General features: G+C 44.2%; 25 protein-coding genes. 17 read left to right on the plus strand and 8 right to left on the minus strand.

All coding sequences use genetic code 11. From position 1 onward, the window contains the following. The first annotated feature begins 244 nt into the window (after positions 1–244). The 7 genes from asnB to BLS23_RS17050 all read left to right on the plus strand — a co-directional run bounded on the left by asnB (position 245) and on the right by BLS23_RS17050 (position 10,550). Positions 245–2,086 (plus strand): asparagine synthase (glutamine-hydrolyzing), encoded by a 1,842-nt coding sequence (asnB, locus tag BLS23_RS17015; RefSeq protein ID WP_089654250.1) that lies wholly within the window; start codon positions 245–247, stop codon positions 2,084–2,086. Between the two features lie 834 nt (positions 2,087–2,920). Beyond that, positions 2,921–4,858 (plus strand): N-acetylglucosamine-specific PTS transporter subunit IIBC, encoded by a 1,938-nt coding sequence (gene nagE / locus BLS23_RS17025; RefSeq protein ID WP_089654252.1) that lies wholly within the window; start codon positions 2,921–2,923, stop codon positions 4,856–4,858. Then, positions 4,851–6,035, plus strand: coding sequence for an N-acetylglucosamine-6-phosphate deacetylase (gene nagA, locus BLS23_RS17030; RefSeq protein WP_089654253.1), 1,185 nt, complete (start codon positions 4,851–4,853; stop codon positions 6,033–6,035). The genes nagE and nagA overlap by 8 nt, the downstream gene beginning before the upstream one ends. Beyond that, positions 6,032–6,769 (plus strand): glucosamine-6-phosphate deaminase, encoded by a 738-nt coding sequence (nagB, locus tag BLS23_RS17035; RefSeq protein ID WP_089654254.1) that lies wholly within the window; start codon positions 6,032–6,034, stop codon positions 6,767–6,769. Before nagA ends, nagB begins: the two co-directional genes overlap by 4 nt. 5 nt (positions 6,770–6,774) lie before the next feature. Then, a complete protein-coding gene (locus BLS23_RS17040) occupies positions 6,775–7,497 on the plus strand; it encodes a GntR family transcriptional regulator (RefSeq protein ID WP_089654273.1) in 723 nt (240 codons plus the stop codon). 10 nt (positions 7,498–7,507) lie between these two features. Beyond that, on the plus strand, positions 7,508–8,221 hold the full coding sequence (locus BLS23_RS17045; protein WP_089654255.1) for a sugar isomerase domain-containing protein: 714 nt from the start codon (positions 7,508–7,510) through the stop codon (positions 8,219–8,221). Between the two features lie 916 nt (positions 8,222–9,137). Continuing rightward, entirely contained in the window at positions 9,138–10,550 is a 1,413-nt protein-coding gene (locus tag BLS23_RS17050; RefSeq protein WP_167356109.1) for an alpha-amylase family glycosyl hydrolase, read from the plus strand. Between the two features lie 159 nt (positions 10,551–10,709). On the opposite strand, the gene BLS23_RS17055 is transcribed toward BLS23_RS17050, so the two are convergent. Both BLS23_RS17055 and BLS23_RS17060 read right to left on the minus strand, forming a co-directional pair. Beyond that, positions 10,710–11,627, minus strand: a complete 918-nt coding sequence (locus tag BLS23_RS17055; protein WP_089654257.1) for a DUF4349 domain-containing protein — start codon at positions 11,625–11,627, stop codon at positions 10,710–10,712. 253 nt (positions 11,628–11,880) lie between these two features. Further along, the gene (locus BLS23_RS17060) at positions 11,881–12,741 is read right to left on the minus strand and encodes a DegV family protein (protein WP_089654258.1); all 861 of its coding nucleotides are present in this window, start codon (positions 12,739–12,741) and stop codon (positions 11,881–11,883) included. Positions 12,742–12,922: 181 nt separating this feature from the next. On the opposite strand from BLS23_RS17060, the gene BLS23_RS17065 reads away from it, so the two are divergent. After that, positions 12,923–13,768: a YitT family protein gene (locus tag BLS23_RS17065; RefSeq protein ID WP_089654259.1), complete on the plus strand. Its 846-nt coding sequence runs from the start codon at positions 12,923–12,925 to the stop codon at positions 13,766–13,768. A gap of 66 nt (positions 13,769–13,834) precedes the next feature. Beyond that, a complete protein-coding gene (locus BLS23_RS17070) occupies positions 13,835–14,749 on the plus strand; it encodes a BsuPI-related putative proteinase inhibitor (RefSeq protein ID WP_089654260.1) in 915 nt (304 codons plus the stop codon). Positions 14,750–14,777: 28 nt separating this feature from the next. Here the strand turns inward: BLS23_RS17070 and BLS23_RS17075 are convergent, their stop codons facing one another. Beyond that, entirely contained in the window at positions 14,778–15,041 is a 264-nt protein-coding gene (locus tag BLS23_RS17075; protein ID WP_089654261.1) for a NifU N-terminal domain-containing protein, read from the minus strand. Positions 15,042–15,174: 133 nt separating this feature from the next. Between BLS23_RS17075 and BLS23_RS17080 the strand changes: the two genes are divergently transcribed. Together BLS23_RS17080 and BLS23_RS17085 are read left to right on the plus strand one after the other, a co-directional pair. Further along, a complete protein-coding gene (locus BLS23_RS17080; RefSeq protein ID WP_089654262.1) occupies positions 15,175–16,002 on the plus strand; it encodes a DUF2785 domain-containing protein in 828 nt (275 codons plus the stop codon). 17 nt (positions 16,003–16,019) lie between these two features. After that, complete coding sequence (locus BLS23_RS17085; protein ID WP_089654263.1) at positions 16,020–16,445, plus strand: hypothetical protein; 426 nt, start codon at positions 16,020–16,022, stop codon at positions 16,443–16,445. A 32-nt stretch (positions 16,446–16,477) separates the two neighbouring features. On the opposite strand, the gene BLS23_RS17090 is transcribed toward BLS23_RS17085, so the two are convergent. Then, positions 16,478–17,023, minus strand: a complete 546-nt coding sequence (locus BLS23_RS17090) for a DUF6944 family repetitive protein (protein WP_089654264.1) — start codon at positions 17,021–17,023, stop codon at positions 16,478–16,480. A gap of 274 nt (positions 17,024–17,297) precedes the next feature. Here BLS23_RS17090 and BLS23_RS17095 point away from each other — a divergent pair, with 274 nt between their 5' ends. Continuing rightward, positions 17,298–18,119 carry an HAD family hydrolase gene (locus BLS23_RS17095; protein ID WP_167356110.1) on the plus strand — a complete coding sequence of 274 codons (822 nt, stop codon included), beginning with the start codon at positions 17,298–17,300 and terminating at the stop codon, positions 18,117–18,119. A gap of 360 nt (positions 18,120–18,479) precedes the next feature. On the opposite strand, the gene BLS23_RS17100 is transcribed toward BLS23_RS17095, so the two are convergent. From BLS23_RS17100 to BLS23_RS17105, 3 genes are all read right to left on the minus strand, one after another. Then, complete coding sequence (locus BLS23_RS17100; RefSeq protein WP_089654266.1) at positions 18,480–18,689, minus strand: DUF3813 domain-containing protein; 210 nt, start codon at positions 18,687–18,689, stop codon at positions 18,480–18,482. Between the two features lie 2 nt (positions 18,690–18,691). Then, positions 18,692–18,838, minus strand: coding sequence for a hypothetical protein (locus BLS23_RS21840; protein WP_167356111.1), 147 nt, complete (start codon positions 18,836–18,838; stop codon positions 18,692–18,694). A 94-nt stretch (positions 18,839–18,932) separates the two neighbouring features. Further along, positions 18,933–19,751, minus strand: a complete 819-nt coding sequence (locus BLS23_RS17105; protein ID WP_208599192.1) for a Cof-type HAD-IIB family hydrolase — start codon at positions 19,749–19,751, stop codon at positions 18,933–18,935. A gap of 183 nt (positions 19,752–19,934) precedes the next feature. Between BLS23_RS17105 and BLS23_RS17110 the strand changes: the two genes are divergently transcribed. The 5 genes from BLS23_RS17110 (at position 19,935) to moaD (ending at position 22,469) form a co-directional block, all read left to right on the plus strand. Next, positions 19,935–20,699 carry an alpha/beta fold hydrolase gene (locus BLS23_RS17110; RefSeq protein ID WP_089654268.1) on the plus strand — a complete coding sequence of 255 codons (765 nt, stop codon included), beginning with the start codon at positions 19,935–19,937 and terminating at the stop codon, positions 20,697–20,699. Between the two features lie 104 nt (positions 20,700–20,803). Then, entirely contained in the window at positions 20,804–21,088 is a 285-nt protein-coding gene (locus BLS23_RS17115; RefSeq protein ID WP_089654274.1) for a metal-sulfur cluster assembly factor, read from the plus strand. A gap of 174 nt (positions 21,089–21,262) precedes the next feature. Beyond that, a complete protein-coding gene (gene mobB / locus BLS23_RS17120) occupies positions 21,263–21,781 on the plus strand; it encodes a molybdopterin-guanine dinucleotide biosynthesis protein B (RefSeq protein WP_089654269.1) in 519 nt (172 codons plus the stop codon). Further along, complete coding sequence (locus tag BLS23_RS17125) at positions 21,781–22,239, plus strand: molybdenum cofactor biosynthesis protein MoaE (RefSeq protein WP_089654270.1); 459 nt, start codon at positions 21,781–21,783, stop codon at positions 22,237–22,239. Before mobB ends, BLS23_RS17125 begins: the two co-directional genes overlap by 1 nt. Further along, positions 22,236–22,469 (plus strand): molybdopterin converting factor subunit 1, encoded by a 234-nt coding sequence (gene moaD / locus BLS23_RS17130; protein ID WP_089654271.1) that lies wholly within the window; start codon positions 22,236–22,238, stop codon positions 22,467–22,469. Before BLS23_RS17125 ends, moaD begins: the two co-directional genes overlap by 4 nt. On the opposite strand, the gene BLS23_RS21525 is transcribed toward moaD, so the two are convergent. Further along, positions 22,456–22,781: transposase (locus BLS23_RS21525; RefSeq protein WP_244157262.1), on the minus strand; the 326-nt coding region annotated here is incomplete at its 5' end. The two genes, moaD and BLS23_RS21525, sit on opposite strands and share 14 nt — an antisense overlap.

A 22,781-nucleotide genomic window follows, 5' to 3' on the forward strand; every position in this document is an offset into this window, starting at 1 on the left:
ACGCAGTCCGAGGAGGCTCACCGCGCTCCCGCGGAAAGCGAGTTATTCCCCGCAGCCCCATCCACTCAACAAAAGTCTCGAAACTGAGTCTTACACAATCCTGCCATTATCTTTAATAGTACAGGAGGGTCTCATAAGGGGAACGATGCCATCATATAGTGAGTCATGATGGTTTTTTTATGTAAAAATCCAGCGCTGGAGCGTGACTTGCGCATTTCGTACTGAAAAAGGATGGTGAGGCTAGATGTGTGGAATTGTCGGATGGATCGATGCAGCACATAAAACAGAGGAAAAGGCTTCGATATTGGATCGGATGGCAACCACGTTGCAGCACCGCGGGCCTGATGATTACCAGAAATGGATCGAGGGTCCGGCTGCGTTCGGTCACCAACGTTTGATTGTTGTAGACCCTGCCGGAGGTAAACAACCGATGATCCGCAAGGCCAGGGATGAAGAATACATTTTATGCTATAACGGAGAGCTTTACAATACAGATGATGTCAGAGACCAACTGAAGGCAAAAGGATGGACGTTCCAATCCCATTCAGACACCGAAGTGGTCCTCGTCAGTTACATGGAATGGGGACCCGCATGTGTTGACTATATGAATGGCATCTTTGCGTTCAGTGTTTGGGAGAAAAAGCGAGAACGGCTTTTTCTAGCCCGTGACCGTTTGGGGGTCAAGCCGCTTTTTTACAGTGACAGAGGGGACGGGGTCATGTTTGCCTCTGAAATGAAAGCCTTATTAGCCCATCCTGAGGTTTCATCTGCAGTAGACAGTAATGGTCTCCATGAACTCTTATCTTTGGGGCCGTCGAGAACTCCAGGGGAGGGAATTTTTCAGGAAATCAATGAAATTCGCCCTGGTCATCGAGCTGTCTTTGAAAATGGGAAATTAAAGATCGACAGGTATTGGAACGTAGAGAGTGCTCCACATGAAGATTCATTTGATGAGACGGTTGCGCGCGTACGCGAATTATTTATGGATGCTTCGCAGCGTCAGCTCGTTTCTGACGTGAAACTTGGAACATTTTTATCTGGAGGTGTCGATTCTAGTGCCATCACGGCCGTGGCCGCTGAAAAATATAAACAAGATCAATTAGGCGCACTGCAGACGTTTTCCATCGACTATAAAGACCAAGAGAAATTTTTCAAAAAGAATGCATTTCAACCAGATCGGGATGAGGCGTTCATCAATCTTGTCAGTGCCCAAAATCAAACAAAACACTCCGTTATGGAAGCGAGGACGGAGGACCTTGTTTCGCGTTTGAAGCGGGCGGTGGAACTCCGGGATCTGCCCGGAATGGCGGACGTGGATTCATCTTTATTGTGGTTTTGTGAGGAAATTAAAAACCATGTGACTGTTGCCCTTTCCGGGGAATGTGCAGATGAAATCTTTGGAGGGTACCCTTGGTTTTACCGGAAAGAAGATAAAGAGAGAAAAGGGTTTCCTTGGATTCGCTCTCTCAATGAGAGGGTTAGCCTTGTCCGTCAAGACTTAAAAAGGGATATTGATATTGAATGGTATATGTTGAAACGATATCAGGAAACCGTTGCAGAAACACCGCTGCTTGCAGGTGAGGATGAAGATAGTAAGAAGCACAGACAAATGTCTTACTTGAATATGAACTGGTTTATGCAGACCTTGCTGGAGCGGAAAGACCGGATGAGTATGGGGGCGAGTCTTGAGGTACGTGTACCATTCAGCGATCATCGTCTTGTTGAATATGTATGGAATGTGCCATGGAGCATGAAGTTTCATAATGATCAGGAGAAAGGTCTCCTGCGTCAGGCGTTGCGAGGGATTTTGCCGGATAAAGTACTCTTCCGGAAAAAGAACCCGTATCCGAAAACCTTCCACCCTGACTATACAAAAGCTGTTTGTATGTGGATGGAAGAGACGCTTGTGGATCCGAATGCGCCTCTGTTTGATATTTTTGATCGTGATCAAGTGCGGAAATTAAATGATTCGGAAGGGAAGTCGATTGATACGCCTTGGTTCGGTCAGCTTATGACAGGGCCGCAGCTCATTGCTCATCTTTGCCAGATTGACCACTGGCTCAGAACCTACAAAGTCACCTTCTAACCAAACCGCCCTCACTCAGGGCGGTTTTTCCATTCTCCGCTCCCACATATCCTCCCTTTTCTTGAAGACTCAGTTTCGAAATAACCGGGTTTCGTTTGCTTTTTTTGAGCGTCAGGGGTGGTCGGGAAGCTACTCGCTTTCCTGTGGGGGAGCGCCGAGCTTCCTCGGGCTGCGCCCTGTGGGATCTCGCCTTTCTCCTTCTCCCACGGGAGTCTCGCAGCTTCCCAACCACCCCATTCCATGTGGAACAGAAACGAACCTCTTTGCCAAGATGAGGAGGTTCACATCATACTCAGAAGTAGACATAAGGAGCTCTATATCAGGCTTTCGGGCTTTGGATGACTACTTTAGAGAGTAGGATATTATCCATTTAGCTAGAGTACACAAGCAGCGTTTCCAGAAATAGTTTCGAGACACTTACATGGCAAAGGGGCGGAGGGGAATGGCGAGACTCCTGCGGGAAGAGAGTGCTAGGTGAGACCCCACAGGACGGTGTCCGAGGAGGCTCAAGAGAACAGAGGAAGTTCGATTAAGATCGGCACGTCCTGTGCCAACATCGAACGACCCCACCTCGTGTAGGGCCCCGCGAAAAGCGAGTTATTCCCCGTAGCCCCCATCCACTCAACAAAAGTCTCGAAACTGAGTCTTCAAGAATCCTGTCTTATTATTGAATAAGGTTAAAACATAGAAATGTGCAGAAAATGTAGATAGTAAGAATGTTCCTATGTAATTTTGTAGAATATTCAAACATTATTTACTGGTATAGACAACTATAAACCGTGGTGATAAGATGACTTCAGTAAAACGTTTTCAATTTGAAGGAGGCTAGCGACGATGCTAAGTTTTTTACAACGAATAGGTAAATCATTAATGTTTCCGATCGCAACATTGCCGGCTGCGGCTTTGCTTGTCCGTTTAGGGATGGAAGATATGTTGGATATTCCTTTTATTACGGCAGCCGGTAACGGAATTCTCGGAAATTTGGCTCTTATATTTGCCATCGGTATTGCGATGGGGTTTGCGAAAGATGGGAATGGAGCGGCTGCTCTAGCAGGTGCTATTGGTTATTTGGTCCTTGATGGTGGAATAGAGGCTATAAATAAGGATGTGGATATGGGGGTTTTTGCCGGTGTGATAGCTGGTGTCATCGCGGGAATGTTGTACAACAAGTACAATGATGTAAAGTTCCCGGACTTCCTTTCTTTCTTCGGAGGCAAACGCTTTGTTCCGATCATCACCTCAGCAGTTATGGTCGTGCTTTCCTTTGTTTTCGGATATGTATGGGTGTATCCACAAGCCGTTCTTGATTCTACGGCCAACTGGATTTTGAACGGGGGAGAACTTGGAGTAGGTGTCTATGGCGTGCTGAACCGTCTGCTTATTCCGGTAGGTTTACACCACGTAATGAATGCTTTGATCTGGTTTGATTTCGGTACATTCACGACAGAGGCTGGAGAGGTTGTGCGCGGGGAAATCAATCGTTTCCTAAATGGTGACCCTTCTGCAGGTTACTTCCTGGCTGGCTTTTTCCCTGTCATGATGTTCGGTCTGCCGGCTGCATGTCTAGCTATGTATGCGGCAGCAAAAAAAGAGAGAAAAGCAGCAGTCGGAGGAATGTTTTTGAGTATCGGTTTGACCTCTTTTATTACAGGGGTTACCGAGCCGATCGAATTTTCTTTCATGTTCCTTTCTCCACTTTTATATGTCGTTCACTCCTTACTAACCGGTGTGTCGATGATTCTTGCTTTTGTGTTTGATGTCAGACATGGTTTCGGTTTTTCGGCTGGATTGATTGACTATTTACTGAACTACAATATTGCACAAAATCCATTTACTTTGATTTTAATCGGATTGTTTATGGGAGCGATTTATTTCGTGATTTTCTATTTCCTTATTGTCAAACTGGATTTGAAAACACCAGGGAGAGAAGATGAGGAAATTGAAGAGGGGTCCACAGAAACAGAAAGCAGTGATTATGATGCGAAAGCTTACCACTATCTACATGCGTTAGGTGGACCTGAAAATATTGAAACATTGGATTATTGCACCACTCGTCTCCGTCTTGAAATGAGAGACCGAGAGAAAGTCGATGAAAAAGAGTTGAAGCGTCAAGGTGCCCGTGGAGTCATGAAACTAGGAAAAAGAAACCTTCAAGTGATTGTAGGTACTTCTGTTGAGTTTGTCGCTGATGCGATGAAAAAACAGATGGAACATGGTCATCACGTTCCTGAAGGTGTACAGGATGAAAAAGTCCCACCTGTAGAACAAGAAGCAGAAAAGGTTCCATCAAGGAAAGTAAAAGAAGAAGATTTTCAAATGCCGTTGAATGGAAACGTACTTCCTCTCTCTGAAGTCCCAGATGAAGTTTTTGCCCAAGGAATGATGGGGCCAGGCTTTGCCATTGATCCGTCTGAGGAAACATTCCATTCACCTGTGAACGGGAAAGTCCTTCAAGTTTTCCCTACGAAGCATGCCATCGGTCTTGAGCTTGAGAATGGATTGGAAATGCTGATTCACGTTGGTTTGGATACGGTCAAGCTTGATGGAGATGGGTTTGAAGCCCTAGTTGAGTCTGGACAGAAGGTGGAACAAGGAACGCCATTGCTGCGTGTGGACCTTGATTTTGTCAAAACGAATGCGCCTTCTGTAGTGACACCATTCATCTTCACGAATGCTGAAGGAGCAACGGTGGAACTTTTGAAAAATGGATATCTGGAAAAAGGACAAAAAGGGATAATGAGAGTAGAGGAAGGAGGCAAAGGAAATGAGTGATCTGGTGATTGCAAATGTAACCGTTGTGACGGAAAACGGGACGATCCCCTCTGGATCTGTAACAGTTAGCGATGGGAGAATAAAAGAAATTCATGAAGGCTTCGTGGTTAAGGATGGGGATTCTGTCATTGATGGGACAGGCAGAAACCTTACACTTCTTCCAGGCTTCATTGACGTACACATCCATGGGGCGAATGGTCATGACGTCATGGACGCTACGATGGAAGCTTTACAAGGGGTGGCGGCTCAGCTCCCTAAGGAAGGGACAACGAGTTTTTTGGCCACAACGATGACGCAATCAAGAGAGAGGATTTCTAAAGCAGTCATAAATGCAGGGACGTATATAGAAAAACAGCAAAGAGATGGGCAAGCAGAAGTTCTTGGAATACACCTTGAAGGTCCCTTTATTTCACCATCCAAAGCTGGGGCTCAGCCTGTGGAGCATATTACTGAACCATCTCTCGACCTTTTTGAACAATGGCAAAACGAAAGTCAACAACAGATCAAACTCGTAACCTTAGCTCCTGAATTGGAAGGAGCTCTTCCATTTATTGAAGAGGTTAGGAAAAAAGGAGTCATCTGTTCTTTGGGACATAGCGAAGCCACCTTGGCCGAAGCGAATGATGCGGTTGAAAAAGGGGCAAGCCATGTGACACATTTATATAATCAAATGAGTGGTCTGCACCACAGGGAACCGGGCTTGGTTGGTGCTGCTTTTACGAACCCGGAGCTTCTTGTTGAGATGATTGTCGATCACATCCACATCCATCCGGAAGCGGTCCGATTAGCCTATCAGATCCTTGGAAGTGACCGAACGATCCTAATTACAGATGCAATGAGGGCCAAATGCCTTCCTGCTGGCACCTATGATCTTGCCGGACAGGATGTGACGGTGAATCATGGAGAAGCCCGCCTCTCTGACGGTACACTTGCGGGCAGTATATTAACCTTAGAAGAGGCAGCTCGGAAAATGCGCACCTTTGCCGGTGTTGATCTCAATGAATTGGTTAAAATGACCTCTGCCAATGCAGCTCATGAGCTTGGGGTATATGACCGAAAAGGGAGTATTACGAAAGGGAAAGATGCAGACCTCGTCCTTTTGGATGAAGAGGGTTGCGTGATGACAACGATTTGCCGTGGAGTCATCAGTTATAATGGTAAGGGGGAAGCATCATGAACATCATCGTTGCAAAGGATTATAAGGAAATGAGTCAGGCGGCTTCCCAGATGATTGAAGAACAAATTACAAAGAAGCCTGATGCTGTGCTAGGCTTAGCTACAGGCGGAACACCTCTTGGTACCTACAAAGAATTAATTAGGAGTTATAAGGAGGGGCGTGCGGATTACCGTTTTTTATCTACGATCAATTTAGATGAATACGTTGGTCTGGACCCCGAGCACCATCAGAGCTACCGCTATTTTATGAATCAAAACTTCTTTCAGTTTATCAACATTGATAAAAAGAACACGTACATCCCTTATGGAAAAACAGAAGGGTTGGAACAAGAATGCAGACGTTATGAAGAAGTGATTGACACGGTCGGCCCCCCTGATTTACAGCTTCTCGGGATTGGAGAAAATGGCCACATCGGTTTTAATGAACCAGGCACTTCCTTTGATAGTGAGACCCATATTGTGCACTTGACACATTCAACAAGAGAAGCCAATGCCCGTTTCTTTGAATCTATGGAAGATGTACCGACGAAGGCGATTACGATGGGCATCCGTTCCATAATGAAAAGTAAAAAAATCATTCTGTTGGCTTCCGGTGAACGAAAAGCGGACGCCATTTGCCAACTGATTCATGGTGAGCCTGACGAACAGTTTCCTGCTTCTTCACTGAAAAACCATGATGACCTTACTTTAATTGTTGATGAGGATGCGTATAAGAAAGTCCAACGGAAAGGATGAATCCTTTGTTAAAGAAAAACGTTCCGTTACCACTGTATTATCAGATTGAAGAGTACTTGAAACAAAAAATAGAAGAAAAAGAGTTTGAGGTCGGTAAAATGATTCCGTCCGAGCGTGAGCTTTCCGAGCGTTTTGAAGTCAGTCGCATGACCGTAAGACAGGCAGTGACGAATTTAGTGAACGCAGGTGTCCTTTATCGTGAAAAGGGAAAAGGGACGTATGTCGCAGAAAAGAAAATCGAACAGCCGCTTAAAGGTTTGACAAGTTTTACGGAAGATATGAAGCGGAGAGGAATGACATCGAGCAGCCTACTGCTGGCCTTTGATGTCATTGAAGCACCAAGAGACGTCCGTAAAAAACTGGATTTAAGCGAGGAGGGAAAAGTGTACTGTATCCAGCGAATAAGGATCGCAGACGACAAACCAATGGCAATCGAAACTACTTTTATGCCTCAGGAATTGCTGCCGCATTTAACCGAAGATATTGTGCATGGGTCTATTTATCAATATGTAGAGCACGATTTAGGCATGGCCATTAGTCAAGCACGCCAGATTATCGAGGCACGTGCAGCAGATGAAGAAGAAGCTGAATACTTGAACATTTCTCCTCATTCGCCGGTACTTCATATCGAACGGAAAAGTTTTCTTGCTCAAAGTGTTCCGTTTGAGGTCGTTAAATCTACCTACCGTGCCGATCGGTATAAATTCATCACAGATATTGACCGATAAGGAGTCCGAGATGAGCTATTTAACAAAAGTTTCCCAGAAATTGTTGGAGATTGAATCTTCCCAGTTCCATAACTTCGTTAAAATTAGTAAAAACCTCTCCCGAATCATTCAAGCAGGAGGAATCATCCATACATTTGGTTGTGGCCATTCCAGTTTACTCGCTCAGGACGTTTTTTACCGGGCGGGAGGACTTGTACCTGTACATCCAATATGGATCGAAGAATTGATGCTACATCAAGGAGCAAGGCAGGCCAGTGAAAGTGAACGTAAACCTGGAGTGGTTCAGCAGTATTTGGAAAAGGAAGATTTGCAGAAAAAAGATGCGGTCCTGATTATTTCTACTTCTGGTCGAAATCCAGCCCCTATAGAAACAGCCATTTACTGTAGGGAATTAGGTTTGTACACCGTGGCGTTGACCTCACTCTGTTATTCACAAAGTCAACCTTCACGTCACAGCAGCAACCAGAGACTTGAGGATGTCGTAGATGATGTCATCGACATGGAAGTTCCTGTGGGGGATACGATCATGCAAAAGGGAGCTCGATCTTATTCACCCGTTTCTTCTGTAGTAGGAGCGGGAATTTTACACGAACTTATGACAAAAACGATTGAGAGAATCGAGGAAATCGGAGAAACGCCCCCTGTTTTCAAAAGTGGAAATGTCGACGGATCTGACCAACACAACCAAAACATGATGCAAGCCTACAAACGTATCTCTTTCTAAAAGAATTGTTGTTATTCAATAATATGGCAGGATTGTGGAAGACTCAGTTTCGAGACTTTTGTTGAGTGGGTAGGGCTGCGGGGAATGAGTCGCTTTCCGCGGGAGCGCGGTGAGCCTCCTCGAGCTTCGCTCTGTGGGGTCTCACCCTGCACTTTTTTCCTCTTATATATCCGGTTCCGGCGCCTAGCGGCTAGTGAGACTTCCCTCGCTTCTGTACGATAAGTCAACATCGAATCACTCCGTTCTTCGTGTTTCCTTTATCTCCGCCAGCTCAGTCCAGTCCATACGCCGCTGACCAAGGCGCCTCCACACTTAAGGTAGGAGTCTCGCCATTCCCCTCCGCCCCTTTACCATGTGTGGTCTCTCGAAACCACTTCTCATAATCTCTGCTTGTATGCTCAATCGAAGTAGATAAATTAAAGCTTCCCCCATTGATCATTCCGATGGTGAAAGCTTGATGTAAAGCGCTTTTCACCAAATTCTGATTGGGGAGTAAGACGTCCCATCATGATAGAGGGTTTCGTTTCTCACATACATCGAATGGGGTGGTTGGGAAGCTGCGAGACTCCCGTGGGAATAGATTGGCTGGCGAGACCCCGCAGAGCGAAGCACGAGGAGGCTTGCCGTCATCCCCACAGGAAAGCGAGTATCTTCCCAACCACCCCTGACTCCCAATTATGGCAAACGAAGCCCGGAAACATCTCGAAACTGAGTCTTCCACAATCGGGAGCTTATGTTTAGTTATTATATTTGGAATTTGAATCTGCTTCCTACAGACCTTTCGTGGGTCTGTTTTTTTAATGGAGAGAGGGAGACCTGTGTCAATTTCTTGGAGAATTGAGCAGGAGATTGACGGAGGAAGGTAGGAAGGGCTACTCTAGAATGAGGTATGACATCTGTAAGGGGGACACAGAAGATGAAAAGAACAATAATGCTGTTGGCATGCCTCCCGTTTTTGCTAGGGTTGCCTATGGTGGCAGAGTCTCAAGAAAGCGAAGAGAGGCAATGGCAGGATGAAAGCGTTTATTATATTGTTGTTGATCGATTTATGAACGGAGACATGAACAACAATGAGGGTGTAGATTTGGAAGATTCCGATGCTTATCATGGCGGTGATCTATCAGGGATTGTCGATCAGTTGGATTACATAAAAGAATTGGGTTTTACTACTATTCAACTTTCCCCGATCATGCAGAATGATGGAGATAGCTACCACGGTTTCCATGTTTCAGACTTCCGTAATGTTGAGGAACATTTCGGGACGATGGAAGAAGCGAGGCAAGTTGTGGAAGAAGCTCATGCCCGCGATATAAAAGTGATATTTGATCTTCCTATAGGATTTGTATCTGAAAACCATCCCTGGGCAGAGAATGATGCAAAGTCTGAGTGGTTGACAGGAGAAGAGGTATCCAGCGAGCATCCGTGGTTTAATCAATTGCTTCAAGTTGATGTGAATCAGGAAGGGGTAGGCACTTACTTCCAGGAAACCATGGATTTTTGGAAAGAAAAAACAGGGGTGGATGGTTTCAGAATCATTACGAATGGTTCGGATTTAAGTGAAACAACTTTACAGAATAATCCGTTAATCATGTACACCTCGTCTATTAAAGAGGATCACACGTTCAGAACTGTGACAAGGGAAGCTTTTAATCAAGCAGGAAACTCTTTAAACGATCTGTTAACAGAAGAGGATCTTACAAAGCCCCACCAGCTGGATTTTTACGATGTGTCCCGTTTTACACATGAAGCTGTTGTAGAAGGACAAAACCCCATCACAAGGTGGCAGCTGGCTTTAACGTATGTTTTTACGGCCCCGGGAGTCCCAGTCGTTTACTACGGAACGGAAACCCCATTAGATGATGGGGGAGATCCGCAAAACCTCCCAATGATGAATTTTAAGGCCGGGGATGAAAAGCAGAAAAAACGGATCGAAAAACTGACTTCGATGAGAGAACAGTTTCCAGCCCTCACCAGAGGGGATTATCGTGAACTGTACAACGAGGACGGGCTTGCCGTTTTCAAACGCACGTATGAGGATAATGAGATGATTATTGCAATCAATAATGCGGAAGAGACCCGAACAATGACCTTGGAAGGGCTGGAGGATGATCATCAGTTGAGAGGCTTGCTTCACGATGGCCTTGTCCGTCAGCAAAACGATGGCTCCTACCGCCTTGGTATGGAACGTGAAACAGCCGATGTCTTTATTGTAGAGCCCAATAGCGGCTACAACTGGTTGTTTATAGGATTTGTCGGTGGTGTACTCTCTTTGTTTGTCATAGCGGTCACGGCGATTAGTTTGAAGAATCGTAAGGAGAATAAAGGTTAACAAAAAACAGGCCCGGACCCGGGCCTGTTTTTCTGTTTGGTGGTCTTCTTACGGGTGAATGTCCTCTTTCTACTGTTTTATGTCCCCTAACTCTAGTTTAATGTCCTTTATCTCCCGTTCAACGTCCTCTGACCCAATCAGACACCATGGGGAATGCATTTATTCGTCATCAGATCTGTTCTTTTTTTTCTTGCGACGCCACATCCATAGGGCGATAACGATTAGCACCGGAACAAGGACTGGTGAGTAACCGACTGCTGCTACGAACAACCAGGAAGCGACATTTGCTATTCCATTGATGCTGTTGAAAAAGGCTTGTTTCGTTCGATCCCATGTGTTCAAATCTTGTTGATCGACCCCACCGACGAGGACCTTGGTTTCAGTAAAGGAAATGGTTATGGTGGAAAAGTCACTTTGATTTTCTAAATAGTTCATCTCGCCTTTAAGAGATTCAATGTCTGATTGTACGCGTTCAAGATCCTGGGATATTTTCACTAAGTCTTCCGTGGCGCTGGCTTCTTCCAAAAAACTTAGAAGTCTTGCTTCGATTTCTTCCTTTGCTTTCAACCTGGATTCAAGGTCCACGTAATTCTTGGTCACGTCTCTACTATTGATATTCCTGGATTTGATTTGGTCTGATATGGTCTCAAAGCCACTTAACAAACTTTGGAAATTCGATTGAGGGACACGGATTCGAATATGACCTTGCCTGTTTCCTCGTTCGGTCCTTTGAACATTGGTCTCCACCATATAAGCTTCATGTTCACTCATTTGTGATTGGAGATTTTGTTGGAACTTGTCAAAATCTTTGGTTTCAAGATCGATGTGTGCTTCGTAGATCATCATTCTTTCTTGCTGAGCTTGCGTCTGCTCCGTTTCGTTTTCTGTTGCTTCCGATAGTCCACTTTTCGATGCATCTTCTGTCTCTGTGTTCATCGAGTCATTAGCACTGTCAACATTACTTTCACTTGTGGATTCTTCACTTGTGATTTCTTCGCTGCTGTCTTCTCCGCTGCACGCGGCGAGCAGCATGATGAGGGTGAAAATAAGTAAGATCGTTATTCTTTTTCTGTACATAAAAAGACCCCCTAAATTAGACTTAGCAAGCCAGGAGGAGGATCGCTCTCCATAGAAAGAGCAATTCCAACCTCCCTGCGCCTTTAGTTATCCGGCTTCAGTGTCCAGACACTCGAGACATAAGTCATTCCACTCTGTGGCAAAAATCGCCACGACGTGGCCTGACTTATGCTTGTCGTGTCTACCAGGACACTTCCGCACTTAACTCATTAGTCGTAATTAAGGGAGTAGGGTTACATGTATTTGGGAATGTTTATTTATAAGTGTCATTCAAGAAAAATAGGGCAATGGTGCCTGGTCCGGCATGGGCTCCAATGGTTGCTCCCACATAATCAATGTGAATTTCTTTTGTCCCATAGGTTTCTTTGATCATTTCAGCGAGCTGTTTGGCTCTTTCCAGGTCGTCGCCGTGGCTGATGGCCATCCGTTGGTTTTGAAAGTCTGCTCCACGTTCATCCATGACTTCGAGCATACGTTTCAATACTTTTTTTGAACCGCGGATTTTTTCAAGAGGAATGAGTTTTCCTTCCTCCATATGCAATAGGGGTTTGATTTTCAGCAACCCGCCAACAAATGCGGCCGTTCGGCTTACACGGCCACCGCGCTGTAAGTACTCCAGGTCATCGACTGTGAAGATGTGTTCCATATGAGTGGAGTGGTATTGTCCAATTTCAAGCACTTCATTGTAAGAAGCGCCCTCCTTTGCCAATTCTGCAGCTCTAAGAACAATCAGTCCGTAGCCAAGGGAAGCGGCTTTTGTATCGATCACATCAAATTGGGCGTCCTCATATTCTTCTTTTACTTCTTGTTCAATCATCTTTGCCGTTTGGTATGTACCTGATAGTTCGGAAGAGAAAGCGAAATAAATGAAAGGCTGCCCTTTTTCAGCTAAAGTAGCGAACGTTTCTCGAAAAGCTTGAGGGGATACTTGCGCCGTTTTAGGTGCCTCCCCATTCCGCATCCGATCGTAGACTTCTTTTGGAGCGATGTCGATGCCGTCTTCATATTCTTCTTCGTTAATGATGACTTTTAAAGGAAGGGATTGGACAGAAAACTGCTCGAACATTTCTTGGTTCAAATCACTTGCAGAATCACACAATACTTGTACATGCATACGCGTCACCTTCTATTTTTTAGGATGTACTTTTAGTTTAGGCACAAACCGTGAGATAGTCAAAATATACTTTTTGCAAACCATCCGACAAAACTTTACATGATTCTACCAAAATTATCTTGATTTTACTCTACTACGGTGATAAAAATGAATAGATGAATTTAGGCAAGGAGGTTCGCTATTGTTCACAGTTGAAATAAAACGTATATTGATTGTTCTGTTCGGCGCCGTGTTGAATGCGGTATCACTGAATTTATTCTTGATTGAAGCCAATGTTTATGCGAGTGGGTTTACAGGGGTTGCCCAGTTGCTCACAAGTATTTTGAATGACTTTGCCGGTATACCGGTCAGTACAGGTATCCTACTATTCTTACTTAACATTCCGGTTGCCATTCTTGGTTGGCTGAAAGTAGGAAGAGGTTTTACGGTCTACAGTGCGATATCGGTCGCTTTTACCACGTTATTTCTAGAATTGATTCCTGTTCAACAGTTATCGGGAGATATTATCCTTAATGCTGTGTTTGGTGGAGTTATAGGCGGAATGGGTGTTGGGATTACCTTGAAGTGGGGTGCTTCCACCGGTGGTCTCGATATTGTAGCGATGGTTCTGTCCCGGATGAAAGACCGCCCGATCGGCATTTATTTTCTTATACTTAATAGTGCGATTATTGCAATTGCAGGGTTATTGTACGAGCCTGAGAATGCGCTCTACACTTTACTGACTTTATACGTGACTACAAGGGTCATTGATGCGGTCCATACACGTCACGAGAAACTGACGGCGATGATCATTACATCGAAAGCAGCCGATTTAGAAAAAGCCATACATGGTCACATGGTACGTGGAATTACCACATTGCCAGCGAGAGGAGCTTTTACGCAGCAGGATAAAAATATGCTTGTCATGGTTATAACAAGATATGAACTCTATGATTTGCAGCATATTATTCAGGAAGTGGATCCTCAAGCGTTCACGAACATTGTCCAAACGACTGGTATTTTCGGTTTCTTCAGAAAAGATGACTAATAGTGTAACCTTTTCCATAAACATACGACTCATATATTAAATAGAAAAAAATAGAGGAGTGGGGTCATGAAAAAGTTTTTGGCCATTCTGTTAGGAGCCATGGTGCTTTCGTTAGCAGCATGTGGAAATGAAACCGAAAATGAAGCGAGTGGAGAAGAAAAGGAGGATCAGATGACGGAAGAACCATCTGAACAAGAACCAGAAGTCGATATGGAAGGTCTTATTGAAAAAATAGCCATGGACGCAACAGTGGACACGACAGCAGACACGGCAACCTTCAACTTTTCTTTGGAAAATGCAGGGGAAGAGCCGGTCACGCTTGGATTTACCTCCAGTCAAAAGTATGAAGTGCAGGTCAAGAATGAAGCAGGAGAGAGTGTTTACACCTTCTCTGCTGATAAAATGTTCACCCAAGAATTGACGACAGAGGAATTGGCGAAAGGGGATGTCTTTGATGTGAAAGAAACGTGGACGGGAATCGAAAAACCTGGAAATTATGAAGCGACGATGACGTTTCTTGTGAATACAATCAATGACCAGCCATTGGAAGCGAATCCTTTCCAAGTGACTCAAAGCTTTACGATTGAGGAGAACACAGAGAAGGAAGAAGAGTCAGCAGAAGAAGATTCTGAAAAAGAAGCACCAACCTCTCAACATGATGGAGATGGCCAGGCTTTCCGTGATATAACCGTCACAGGAGAAAAAGGTTCCTATGTCGTTAAGGGAGAGGCACGTGTCTTTGAAGGAAACTTCATGTACAGTGTCGAAGACGGTCATAATGTGCAAGTAGAACCAACAGCCTTCCAGGTCGATGAAGGTGCCCCGACATGGTCGACATTCGAGCTTGAGATTGATATTCCTGAAGAAGATCTGCCGATGTTTGGGACACTGACCCTTACATTGTTTGAAGAAAGTGCAGAAGATGGAAGTCCGACGAATGTGAATTACATCCCATTAGAGAACTTCCAGCCGGAAGAATAAAAAAATCCGCCATCATGGCGGATTTTTTTTAATAGCCGTATTCTTCTAGTGTACTCATCACTTTAGGAGTCAACTCGTCCCAGTCAGCCTGAGGGAGCTTATTGACTGTGATGAAGTTTTGGAAGCCGAAAACGTTATCGACGCCGTCCAGTTCCATCAAATCATTCATGATTTTGTGCTCGCTGGTTTGACCAGGCATGACAGACACGCTGCCGTCCCCTTGGAATATCATAGACTCAGTCGTGAATTTGCGTGCATTAGGGTTTGGTGTTTCCTGTACTTGAATTGCCATAATAGTATCCTCCTCTGTTACGTCTCTTCTTATTTTATCAAAAAATAATAACCTTCAAAACTCTGAACCTCATGCATATATGATTGCCCTGCAACTGTGGTACAATGAGAACAATGTTTAGGAGGTGTGTGCAATGGAATCAAGATTGATCGAAGTGTTGCAGCCGATTAAAGATAATGATTACACGCTACCTGAAGGTCAGAACTTACAAGAGCTCACCACTATGATGCTACAAAAAATCGGATCTGTCCATCCTGTATTGCGAGATGATTTGATCCATAACATATTTACGAGGTTTATTGAACGTGGCCATTATTCAAATGAACAGTTAAAGAATATTCTGCAGTCTGTGTTGAATAAAAACTATTTATTCTACAGAATTGGAACTTCGAAGAAAGAAGAGGATGCTGTGTTTAAACGCAGTTTTTCTGTATTGCTGATCCCGCCCATCATGGAAAAGCACAGACATTCCCCATTTTTGAAGGAAGAAGAAGTCCACCGTGTTTGGGATCACTTGAAAAAATATATGCAGCAAGAAAAAGACCACCGCGGGTATGTGAAAGATAAAGGATGGGCTCATGCGATGGCCCATGCGGCTGATGCGATCTACAGTGTCGCTGCATGTGAAGAAATTACAAAAGAAGAAATCCTGGAGATGCTGCCTGTAATCAGAGAGCAGTTTATGATTGATCATCCTTATCTCTTTGATGAAGAGGAGCGGATGGTGACAGCGGTTATGAAAATGTTCGGTAAAATCAGTCATGCAGAGCGGGTCGAATGGCTGGAAACATTGCTCTATATTCGTGACAGCTGGCAGAACCCGAATGAGGATATCATCATCAATAACAGCAAGCACTTTATGAGGGCTCTTTACTTCCGTATGCTCGAAGGGGATTATCGAGAGCTCAGGCAGGTTTTAGAGATGCTATTAAGGGAACTTAGGAAACAGGAAGCTTACTAAAACCTTGGAGGATGCTTATGTTTCGATGGGGAATCTTTATAGGGACAACATCAGGAATTGTTCTTGGGTTGTATATGTGGTTTGTAGAGAAAATAACAGGGAAGAAAGTGTACACATTGCTTATGAATGTGGACTTTATCCCTGTTATCGGTGACATCGATTGGCCTGTTTTGATGGAGTGGCTTTTCCACATGATCATTTCCTGGATCATCGGTATCCTATATAGTTATGCCTTTATGCGTAAGTTGAAGGAAACCAATCGGAACCGGTGGGGCCTTGCCATTCTCCTCACTGCCTTTGCTGCCACCACCTATGTACCGTTGACGATTCTCGCCATTAAAGAAACCCCTGCTTTAACAGATGGGACAGCGATTTTATTCTGGCTGATCGGGCATGTCCTATATGCATTCACATTAAAAAAATCGTATTACAGATTCGAGTAGAAGGTCGGGAATGCTCCCGGCCTTTATGTATTTTATGCTCTCCTCCATTCCTGGTTAGTGATGGTAAGGGCTACAATAATGGCCCCGATCGCTTGAATCCAGCTTCCGAGGGCAGAAAAATGGCTGGCCTCCATTCCTTCCAATTCACGTCGTGCTGCAATAGCCTGGATAGAGTTCCCAACGACTTCTAATAATTCTCCGTTTAATTTGTAAGCATACTCCAAAGTAGGATCCGCTTCGTATGTTTCAGAGAATCCAATAAGCCCGCCTAAGGCTTGTAACAGATTTCCTTTTATCACAAGGTTCAGATCGTCTCTTCTTTCTAAGTCCGCTAGAATACTGTAAATGATCGTAGAGTTTCCTGCTGCCTGAATGATATTCCCTGACGCAGAGAGGATGGATCCTGAATCACTGGCAACGACTCCATTTCCAGTTGCCTGCAATGTATTCCCGATGAGATTAAGACCCTCATCATCGTCACCTGTATTAGCATTGATCGAAGCATTTATGGCTGAAGCCACGGTCCCCGCCGCAACGATCCAAGAACCGATTAGGGTGTGGTTGTTCTTACTGCTCATGTTCATTCCTCCTCTCTTTATAGTACTCCGGAATGGTTTAAGGGTGATAAGGAGAAGATGAGGATGGAAAAGAAACCCCCTGTGACACTCGATTGTCTAATCAAATAAACAGAGAAAAGGATTGATATGGGGGTGGGTTTCTGACGGTGTCATTCCAAAAGGTTATTCATCCTTAAGGAGCATGAAATGATTAAAATATATCCATGTCATTATCATTTTCTGAAGCTTTTTCTCCAACAAAGATATTTGAAAAGTTTCGTGGGAGGTTAAAATCTTGATTGAAAAAGCGGAGTGTTTAATTTTTGACCTTGATGGAACGTTGTATGAGGATGTCGAACATTTCCAATACTATGCGGACCTTTTAAAAGAACGGGTGAGTCAAAATGATCAAGTGAATTTTGATGAAGATTATCAGGCCATATTAAATGGGGAGCATTTACTTACGATCGGTAAAGTGTATGACATGGAGCAAGATACGATTGTGTCCGTAGACCCATTCACGAATAAAGTGGAAAAAGTGACCTCATGGTATGGAGACTTGTGGGATAGAGAAGCGGTAGGAAAGGCGTATGCACATCCACTTCAATACGATTTTGAGCGGCTTATAGCTATCGGAGATGGATGGTGGTTACCTTTCGCGGTAGCCATGCACTATGGGGTTGGAATTGAAGAAGCCCGTGAATGTTATGTGAAAACGAAAGATTTCATGACGACTGAAGAGTTTCTCATGTCTAAAACAAAAGGGCTGAAAGCAGCGCTTGAAAGGTGGAAAGAGGAAAAGCTGCTCGTTCTCTTAACGAACAGTGAGGATTATGATGTAGAGAATATATTAAACAGAATCGACCTCTCCGGGTTATTTCATGATCATATTCTTTCAGCATTCAAACCGCAAAAGACTGAGGAGCACTTCCAGGCCATATTGGATCGGTACAATTTGAACCCTGAAGAAGTCGTCTCCATAGGAGATAATTTTCTTAATGAGATCGCACCTGCGTTAAATATGGGGATGAAAGCTGTTTTTGTTCAGCCGACGGATGTGGAGTTTGACTATCCCAACCTCCAAGTAGTGAAAAGTTTAGAAGAAATTTGTCCATAAACACATCGAAGCGCCCGATTGTGCACTCAATCGGGCGCTTCGATGTATTTAGAAAATCATTAGGGGGTACTCATTATATACCCGAATAGACAAGTTTATAACTTCCTCAACCACACTCAAATAAAAACACTTATTATTACTCATAGTTCTTCAACAATATGGCAGGATTGTTGAAGACTTGATTTCGAGACTTTTGTGGGAGTTTAGGGGCTGCGGGAAACAGTTCGCTTTCCGTGGGCGAGCTATTCACCGCAGCCCCCATCCACTCAACAAACATCTCGAAACTGAGTCTTCAAGAAAAGGGAGTTTTAATTGAAAAAAGATCAGGCCGTTTGTAAACGGCCTGATCCTCTACGATGGTTATCGTAAGTTGTTGTGATGAGCTTCCACTTCTTGTTCAAACTGCTGTAGCTGTTGTTTCTCTTCTTGAGAACATTGGCTATAGGCAGACTGAATCGCTTGTTTCGCGGCTTCCATATCATGTTGGCTAGTCGCGTCGTGTTTGCCCCCACGTTTTTGGGTGAAACGGTTGACCGCATCGCGAGCGTTTTCAAAAAGGTTTTTCTCCATGGTTAAAACCCTCCTACCGTATGCTGATCAGATTCGATTTCTTTACGATTCGCTTCTGAAAGCCTTCTCGGCTCCATCTCGCTTTCGTCGAATTTTCGAACTTCTGTCCAGCGATCCTGTTTACGATTGGTTTTCTTTTGCTGCTCCATGACAAGACCCTCCTGTCATAAAAAAGCCTGAACGCTTTCACGTTCAAGCTTAGTATGGCAGGAGGGCCTCTTTTTACGCGAGGAAAAATGTACCTTATATCGCACGCTTGTTTATTTTCAAATAGTCATCGAGGAATTCGCCGATTCCATCTTCTTCATTTGTATGGGTGACGTGATTGGCAAGGTCTTTCAGTTCATTAATGGCATTTCCCATCGCTACACCCACACCGGCATAATCAATCATTTCAAAATCATTGTCTTCATCTCCGAAGGCGATAATGCGATCATTCGGGACGTGAAAGTAACGAGCGATCTTATCCAGACCGACGGCTTTGTTCATGCCTGCCCTTACAATTTCAATGACATGCCAGGGAGCACCCCATTTACGGTGATCGATCAGAGAAGCGTGATCGTCCAGTTCATCGCGAAGCCTTTGAATTTTTTCTTCTTCCGGATGGATGAGAATGGAGGTAGGGTCTTCTTTCAAGTTTGATTGAAGACGCCCGACTGTAATGGGATCGTTTTTTGTTTGGAAAATACTCATGATTTCCTCGTCATATTGATCTAAATACACATCATCTTTCACTTCAGCAAGAATGTTTTTAACACCGAGCTCCTGACAGGTGTGAATGATTTTATGAGCTGTACGGATACCTAAAGGAGAGTGAATGGCATCCCAGCGGTGGTCTTTCGGATGGTGAATCAGTGCTCCGTTAAAGTTTACCATAGGTGTATCGAGGCCGAGTTCATGATAATAATCGATGCTCGCCCTGTGTGGTCTTCCAGTCGCTATGACTACGATATGACCTTGCTTCATAGCTTGGAGGACTGTATTTTTCGTTTTTTCACTAATGACTTTCTCATCGGTTAACAATGTTCCATCTAAATCTAAAGCAATCAGATGTTGTTCCATAATCTTCACCTCATTTGTATGTATAGTTTATCGGGGAGAACAGTGGATTGTAAAGAATTTCCCTTGTGACTACCTAACACTTTCCAATTAAAGATGGCAGTGTTACGATAAATATTATATAAACCATTTATAAACACAACTTAAACAAAACGTAAAGTTTTTTGGAGAAAGGAAATAGGAACAATGATTGGGATTTACCGTAATACTTATAAGAATATACCTGCTCTAACTGTTGTCGATTCGACGAAACAAGACGAGCCATTGCCCGTGTTCATCTACTTCCATGGGTTTACCTCCGCAAAAGAGCATAACTTACCCCAAGCTTATCTCCTTGCTCAAAAGGGGTATCGGGTCATCCTTCCTGATAGCGCTCATCATGGAGAACGTGATGATGAACTGCCGAAACAGGAACTGAACTTCAAGTTTTGGGATATCGTGTATCAAAATTTGAAAGAGCTTCAAGATATAAAAGATGAACTCGATCGCCAGGATCTTATCAAAGATCGACGCATCGGTGTCGGCGGAACGTCTATGGGCGGTATTACGACGAGTGCTGCATTGACGATGTATCCTTGGATTCAAGCTTCTGCTGTTATGATGGGCTCACCCAAGCCTGTTGAATTTGCCAAAAAGCTCATACAGGACATAGAAAACTCCGGGATTTCACTCCCTCTGAAAGAAGCAGACCTTGATGAACTATACAGATCACTTGAAGGCATTGACCTTTCTAAGCAAATGGATAAACTTTATGGTCGTCCACTGTTTTTCTGGCATGGCGATGCGGATCCAGTTGTTCCGTTCGAGCATTCCTATGATTTTTATAATGAAGCCATCGATCAATATAAGAACCCTGAAAATATTCGTTTTTTGAGAGAGGTCGGGCGTGATCATAAAGTCAGCCGTTTTGCGGTGCTCGAAATGGTCAATTGGTTGGAGTTAGTATTGTAACCAGTGGGAATATTTTATTCTCTTTGAAATTTTGTTTATAATAGAGTTTGAAGAATTGTGAAGGGGGAACTAATGTGAGTACAACTGCACTTGAAGAAAATGCAATGGGTGCCCTTGAGAATGTCATTGACCCTGAGCTCGGCATTGATATCGTCAACTTAGGTTTGGTCTATGGCGTCGATATAGATGACAATGGCGACACAACGGTAACAATGACTTTAACGGCTATGGGCTGCCCGCTTGCGGGTCATATCGAACAGGACGTCAAACGATCTCTTGCTGACTTGCCTGAATTGAATGAAATAAAGGTCAATATCGTTTGGAATCCACCTTGGACCAAAGATCGTATGAGCCGTTATGCGAAGATAGCTCTTGGAATTCCAGATTGATTTATGGAAGCTGTGCCCCTGCCGTGTGAACGACGGTAGGGGTTTTTACATAACAAAGGAAGTTAGATCCGGCGAAGAGCGTTGCCTTTTCTGTTCCGTTCGCGGTCCAGTGCACATCATCCAAGCCCCATTGTTATTAAACGTGTGCGAGTGATTACCAAGGAGGGAAGACGAATGGCCGAAACGCCGGTTTTTCAGATTGTCGGTTACAAAAACAGTGGAAAGACATCATTGCTTTCAGATTTGATTGCCTATGGAACGGACCGTGGAGAGAAAGTAGCTGCGATCAAGCATCATGGCCATGAGGAACCGCTGAAGGTCATGCACCTTGATACAGATAGTTATCGTCTGCATGAATCAGGCGCTTTTATGACAGGAGTGGATAGCCCTCGGAGATTTCAGCTTGAATTATCTCACGAAGATGACTTTCCGCTTACACAACTCGTGAACATATATCAGCATTTTTCTCCTGATCTAATTGCTGTGGAAGGATACAAGCAGGAAGACTTTCCGAAAGCTGTCATCATAAAAAGGGAAGAAGATCTGCCTCTGCTTGAACAGTTGACGAACATCCAATTAGTCATTTGCTGGGATGAGCGCATGGTTGATCAGGTATCCTTTCCTGCCGTATCGCTCAGAGAGTGGAGAAAGCGCTTACCAGAAGTCTATCGTTTAGCGAAGGAGGGGGCTTAATGGAGCAACAATGTTGGATTACCACAGAACCACTTGAGATTGAAGAAGTAACAAAAAGGGTAATTAGAAGAGAGGCGGGTGCCGTGAATACGTTTATCGGCACGGTAAGAGAATTCACGAAGGGCAAACGGACACTTTTCTTACAATATGAGACATATAAAGAAATGGCGGAAAAGAAACTAGAACAAATCACCAAAGAAATCGAGCAGCAATGGCCGAGCGCAGAAGTAGCCATTGCCCACCGGATCGGACGTCTTGAGATTACGGATATTGCTGTAATCATTGCCGTATCTACGCCGCATCGGAACGACTCTTATGAAGCCAGCCGCTATGCAATAGAAAGGATCAAGGAGATCGTTCCCATTTGGAAAAAAGAGCATTGGGAAGACGGCGAAGAATGGATTGGAGACCAAAAAGAGGTCCGGCCGGGAGTTCCGTTAAAGGAGGAAATCAAATGAATACACTCTTATTTTTTGCGGGATTGAAGGAAGCGATTGGAACGGATGAAGTAAGATTAGCAGCAGCAGGGATGACTTTAGGAGAAGTGAAAGAAAAAGTCCGCTCCGAATATTCGCTCGACCAAGTGAACAATTGTATGATGGCAGTCAATGAAGAATTTGCTCCTGAGGATACAACAATCACCGAGGGAGATACGATTGCTTTTATTCCTCCGGTCAGTGGGGGATAACTCTATAAAGCCATTCCCATGTAAAAAAGAGGCTGGGACATAACCAGTCGAAAACGTAAAAAAGGGTTCCGGTCATCGAATTTTGATGACCGGAACCCTTTTTTACTGAGTTTATCTTATCATTGGTTAGACGGTTTCCGTTTCTGGCCGTGTACTTTCTCAAGTTCACGGCCAGGAAGGCAAATCCTAATTCATTTTCCACACACTCTTTGCCCCTCACGGACATTCGAGTGAAACGCAAATTAGCCTTCAAAAATCCAAAAACTGGCTCTACGTCTACCTTACGTTTTCCGTAGATTTCACCCGTTTTCT

Origin of the sequence: Halobacillus aidingensis (genome assembly GCF_900104185.1) — a bacterium.
Taxonomy (GTDB): domain Bacteria; phylum Bacillota; class Bacilli; order Bacillales; family Halobacillaceae; genus Halobacillus; species Halobacillus aidingensis.

Bases quoted from the DNA above. Each gene is read 5' to 3' on its own strand.
- asnB (WP_089654250.1), top strand. From the start codon at position 245: ATGTGTGGAATTGTCGGATGGATCGATGCAGCACATAAAACAGAGGAA.
- nagE (WP_089654252.1), top strand. From the start codon at position 2,921: ATGCTAAGTTTTTTACAACGAATAGGTAAATCATTAATGTTTCCGATC.
- nagA (WP_089654253.1), top strand. From the start codon at position 4,851: ATGAGTGATCTGGTGATTGCAAATGTAACCGTTGTGACGGAAAACGGG.
- nagB (WP_089654254.1), top strand. From the start codon at position 6,032: ATGAACATCATCGTTGCAAAGGATTATAAGGAAATGAGTCAGGCGGCT.
- BLS23_RS17045 (WP_089654255.1), top strand. From the start codon at position 7,508: ATGAGCTATTTAACAAAAGTTTCCCAGAAATTGTTGGAGATTGAATCT.
- BLS23_RS17050 (WP_167356109.1), top strand. From the start codon at position 9,138: ATGAAAAGAACAATAATGCTGTTGGCATGCCTCCCGTTTTTGCTAGGG.
- BLS23_RS17055 (WP_089654257.1), bottom strand. From the start codon at position 11,627: ATGTACAGAAAAAGAATAACGATCTTACTTATTTTCACCCTCATCATG.
- BLS23_RS17060 (WP_089654258.1), bottom strand. From the start codon at position 12,741: ATGCATGTACAAGTATTGTGTGATTCTGCAAGTGATTTGAACCAAGAA.
- BLS23_RS17070 (WP_089654260.1), top strand. From the start codon at position 13,835: ATGAAAAAGTTTTTGGCCATTCTGTTAGGAGCCATGGTGCTTTCGTTA.
- BLS23_RS17075 (WP_089654261.1), bottom strand. From the start codon at position 15,041: ATGGCAATTCAAGTACAGGAAACACCAAACCCTAATGCACGCAAATTC.
- BLS23_RS17080 (WP_089654262.1), top strand. From the start codon at position 15,175: ATGGAATCAAGATTGATCGAAGTGTTGCAGCCGATTAAAGATAATGAT.
- BLS23_RS17085 (WP_089654263.1), top strand. From the start codon at position 16,020: ATGTTTCGATGGGGAATCTTTATAGGGACAACATCAGGAATTGTTCTT.
- BLS23_RS17090 (WP_089654264.1), bottom strand. From the start codon at position 17,023: ATGAGCAGTAAGAACAACCACACCCTAATCGGTTCTTGGATCGTTGCG.
- BLS23_RS17100 (WP_089654266.1), bottom strand. From the start codon at position 18,689: ATGGAGAAAAACCTTTTTGAAAACGCTCGCGATGCGGTCAACCGTTTC.
- BLS23_RS21840 (WP_167356111.1), bottom strand. From the start codon at position 18,838: ATGGAGCAGCAAAAGAAAACCAATCGTAAACAGGATCGCTGGACAGAA.
- BLS23_RS17105 (WP_208599192.1), bottom strand. From the start codon at position 19,751: ATGGAACAACATCTGATTGCTTTAGATTTAGATGGAACATTGTTAACC.
- BLS23_RS17110 (WP_089654268.1), top strand. From the start codon at position 19,935: ATGATTGGGATTTACCGTAATACTTATAAGAATATACCTGCTCTAACT.
- BLS23_RS17115 (WP_089654274.1), top strand. From the start codon at position 20,804: ATGGGTGCCCTTGAGAATGTCATTGACCCTGAGCTCGGCATTGATATC.
- mobB (WP_089654269.1), top strand. From the start codon at position 21,263: ATGGCCGAAACGCCGGTTTTTCAGATTGTCGGTTACAAAAACAGTGGA.
- BLS23_RS17125 (WP_089654270.1), top strand. From the start codon at position 21,781: ATGGAGCAACAATGTTGGATTACCACAGAACCACTTGAGATTGAAGAA.
- moaD (WP_089654271.1), top strand. From the start codon at position 22,236: ATGAATACACTCTTATTTTTTGCGGGATTGAAGGAAGCGATTGGAACG.